The sequence below is a fragment of the Deltaproteobacteria bacterium genome (genome assembly GCA_016931625.1).
Classification (GTDB): domain Bacteria; phylum Myxococcota; class XYA12-FULL-58-9; order XYA12-FULL-58-9; family JAFGEK01; genus JAFGEK01.
In genome coordinates this window covers 1-3,779 of sequence record JAFGEK010000093.1, presented here as the reverse complement: position 1 = coordinate 3,779, position 3,779 = coordinate 1, and the positions used below count along the sequence as shown (strand labels likewise).

The window sequence follows — 3,779 nt, the reverse complement described above, 5'->3', positions numbered from 1 at the left end:
CTTCGACCAACAAAAATAAATAATAATGTGATTTTAAATTTTAATTTAAGTTAAAAGCAATATCAGATGAATATTTTAATTTTGCTTAACATTACTTATAATCCATTTGAAATGACTACTAGCACAGTTATATATTTAGGGATGAGTATACCCTTAATTATCTTGTCAGGTTGTGGTGATAGCAATGATTTAAATCGCCAAATTCAAGGCAATTCAGCGACCGTTACTATTAATACTACTGCTGCTGATTGGAGCTCACCTACAGATATGTCGCTTATTTGGAGTGATGAATTTAACGACAACAAAATTAACACCTCTTCATGGAATTATGACACCGAAGCTTCGGGATGGCGCAAAAGCTGGAACAATGAACTGCAAGATTATGTTGATGATGGTAGCGGTGGACTCAACGCTTATGTTAGCAACGGTAATTTGGTCATTAGGGCAATAAAGCAAGCACCTGATAAATATACTTCGGCCCGCTTAACCACTAGAAACAAACACTTTTGGTCATATGGCGTACTGGTTGCCGCCCGAATTAAGTTACCATATGGTCAAGGCATTTGGCCCGCATTTTGGATGTTACCAGAATCCGGCACCTGGCCAGATGCAGGTGAAATAGATATTATGGAACTTATTGGTGGCGGCGAAGGACGCGACAACAAAACTTATGGCACTCTACATGGGCCAAGTTTTTATGGTGCTAGTTGTATTCAGGGCAGTACCATTTTAGCGACCGGCAATTTCTATGATGCTTATCATGTATTCGCCGTTTTATGGACCAAGGGGCAAATCAACTGGTTTGTAGACGGTATTTTATATCATACGGTTAAGAGTAATACCGTGCCGGGCAGATGGCCTTTTGATAACGGCTATTTTCATATTTTGCTTAATCTCGCTGTGGGCGGTTCTTGGCCTGGTTATCCTGATGCCACTACTGTATTTCCGCAAGAAATGCTCATTGATTGGGTACGAGTTTATAAATAGTATCCACAACCTCTTTTTAATTAAACTTCAAAATATTTTAATCTAAACACTTTAGTTACCTTTTGCTACAAAAGGTGCTAATTATCTTCACATATTTGAAGGCTTGTTCAAAAGCTTCAGTCGTGCTTTTTAGTTAATACAATACGTCGTTTTGACGTAAGCTTTACTAGGGACACCCCCTATTATTAAAGGGAATATTGTGATTGCAATTGTTCATACTGGGGGCGCCAATTTGGCTTCAGTACAAAACGCTATCGCGCGTCTGGGGCTTAAAGCTGAACTTACTAGTGATGCACAGTGTATTGTTAAAGCTAGTCATGTAATTCTTCCTGGGGTTGGTGCTGCCCCTGAAGCAATGACGCGTTGGCAAAAAACTGAGCTTTTACCGGTTATTCGCGGTCTTAGGCAACCGGTGCTTGGTATTTGTTTAGGAATGCAGCTTTTATTTGATCACTCAGCAGAAGGTAATGTTGAGTGCCTAAAGTTGCTTAAAGGTAATGTTGAAGTAATTGAGCCTGACTTAGAAAATGGCATTACCGTACCTCATATGGGGTGGAATGAAGTACAGCTTGATGGTCAGGCAAGTCGTCTTTTTAGCAATATCAATGGGCAATACTTTTATTTTGTGCATTCATATAAAGCACCCTTTGGCCCATTTGTAAGAGCTACAACCAACCATGGTGGCCCAGTGGTCGCTGCGGTTGAACAAGATAATTTTTTTGGCGTGCAGTTTCACCCCGAGCGCTCGGCAACTAACGGTGCCGCTCTTTTAGATAGGTTTTTTAAATTATGAAAATATTTCCAGCGATTGATTTATCAGAAGGCAAATGTGTTCGACTTGAACAAGGTCGCTTTGATCGCCTCACTGTCTATGGCGATGACCCGGTAGCCATGGCAAAAAGTTTCGCTGATGCTGGTGCAACTGTCTTGCATGTAATTGATCTTGATGGCGCCCGTGATGAAAAAGCACGCCAGATATCAATTATTGAAAGTATTGCACGTAATGTATCAATGGCTGTGCAAGTTGGCGGTGGCATTCGCAGTATTAATGACGTTGAGAGCTATCTTAACATCGGCGTGTCTCGCGTTATAATCGGTAGTATTGTTATACGTGCGCCAAAGACTGCCGTTGAACTTTTTGCTCGCTTTGGTGCTGAACGTATCGTTTTTGCGCTTGATGTTAAAATCGACGAGCAAGGCACACCACTTTTAGCTACTAGCGGTTGGAGTCAAAACGAAACCGTTACTTTATGGCAGGTATTAGAGCTTTTTATGCCGGCTGGTCTACGCACGGTTTTGTGCACTGATATTTCACGTGATGGTATGCTCACAGGACCAAATCTTGATTTATACCGTGATATACTCTCGCGTTATAGCAACATTGAGTTGCTTGCCTCAGGCGGAGTTTCTTCACTTGATGATTTGCGTGCACTAAAAAGTATTAACACCAGTGGGGTTATTGTTGGCAAAGCGCTTTACGCCGGACGCTTTACTCTTGCTGAGGCTTTAGCATGTTAACGCGTAGAATAATTCCTTGTCTGGATGTTAAAGAAGGCAAAGTAGTTAAGGGGGTACGCTTTCGTGAACATCAAATTTTAGGTGAGGTGCTCGATCTGGCAAAACGCTACCGTGAGCAAGGCGCTGACGAATTAGTTTTTTACGATATTACCGCCAGCGCTGAAGATCGTGGGGTTTCAGTAGAATGGGTTAAACAAACTGCAATGCTTTTAGATATACCGTTTTGTGTTGCTGGTGGTATTCGCAGTGTCGCGCAAGCTGGTGCGATTTTAAATGCCGGGGCTGATAAAGTTTCGGTTAACTCACCGGCAATTGAACGCCCTGAACTAATTAGTGAGCTTGCTGCCGCATTTGGTTCACAAGCCATTGTTGTGGGCATAGATAGCCAACGCCAAGATAATGATTTTATTGTTTATCAATATACCGGCAGCGAGAGTCGCAGTCGTGGTGTTGGCCATCGCACTCTTGAATGGGCGGTTGAAGCACAAGAGCGTGGCGCGGGCGAAATTGTACTAAACTGCATGAGTCATGATGGTGTCGGTACCGGTTATGACCTTGAACAATTAAGCGCTGTGCGTGCTCGCGTAAGTATTCCTTTAGTTGCTTCAGGTGGCGCGGGCACGGTAGCACACTTTATTGATGTGTTTAAAGCCACTAAGGTTGATGCTGCTTTAGCAGCAGGTGTGTTTCACCGCGGTGAAATTGCGATACCCGATTTAAAGAAAGCTTTAGATGAAGCTGGTGTAAAAGTACGACCAAGTTAAAGTTAAGTACGGAGTGAATAAGTTTGAGCCAAGATAGCGATAACCATAATGGTAGCACTGATAATAATTTAACCATCAAGTCTGATCTGGGCGCCGACTGCAAAGATGCTAGGTTTTTAAACTACTTAGAGCAAGTTATAAGCGAACGGCAAAAATCATCTCCGCTTGGTTCATATACTGCAAAACTTTTTGCTGCTGGCCCTTTGCAAATTGCGCAAAAAGTTGGTGAAGAAGCCGTTGAAACCGTGATTGCTGCATTAGGCAAAGATAAGCAGGCGTTGGCAAACGAAGCCGCTGATTTGCTTTATCACTTATTAGTGTTACTTACCGCACGTGATGTTGCTCTTGCTGATGTTATTACCGTGTTACGTGAAAGACACCAATGCCAGTCAATTAAGGAGTAAACACCAAGCAAACACCAAGCTCTGTTACAAGTATTTATAGATGTCCGCTTCATTAGCACGGGTAGATGTCCGCGTGTTTGAAAACCTGTTATTGTCAAACGGGTCG

At 42.5% G+C, this 3,779-nt stretch carries 5 protein-coding genes; all 5 read left to right on the top strand.

Features of this window, described 5'->3' with window-relative positions; translation table 11 throughout:
* The first annotated feature begins 141 nt into the window (after window positions 1-141).
* The 5 genes from JW841_08505 to hisE all read left to right on the top strand — a co-directional run bounded on the left by JW841_08505 (window position 142) and on the right by hisE (window position 3,673).
* Window positions 142-987, top strand: a complete 846-nt coding sequence (locus JW841_08505; GenBank protein MBN1960974.1) for a glycoside hydrolase family 16 protein — start codon at window positions 142-144, stop codon at window positions 985-987.
* Between the two features lie 196 nt (window positions 988-1,183).
* A complete protein-coding gene (gene hisH / locus JW841_08500; protein MBN1960973.1) occupies window positions 1,184-1,780 on the top strand; it encodes an imidazole glycerol phosphate synthase subunit HisH in 597 nt (198 codons plus the stop codon).
* Window positions 1,777-2,505, top strand: a complete 729-nt coding sequence (gene hisA, locus JW841_08495; GenBank protein ID MBN1960972.1) for a 1-(5-phosphoribosyl)-5-[(5-phosphoribosylamino)methylideneamino]imidazole-4-carboxamide isomerase — start codon at window positions 1,777-1,779, stop codon at window positions 2,503-2,505. Before hisH ends, hisA begins: the two co-directional genes overlap by 4 nt.
* Complete coding sequence (gene hisF, locus JW841_08490; GenBank protein MBN1960971.1) at window positions 2,499-3,269, top strand: imidazole glycerol phosphate synthase subunit HisF; 771 nt, start codon at window positions 2,499-2,501, stop codon at window positions 3,267-3,269. The genes hisA and hisF overlap by 7 nt, the downstream gene beginning before the upstream one ends.
* Window positions 3,270-3,286: 17 nt before the next feature.
* Window positions 3,287-3,673: a phosphoribosyl-ATP diphosphatase gene (gene hisE, locus JW841_08485; GenBank protein ID MBN1960970.1), complete on the top strand. Its 387-nt coding sequence runs from the start codon at window positions 3,287-3,289 to the stop codon at window positions 3,671-3,673.
* Window positions 3,674-3,779: the final 106 nt, after the last annotated feature.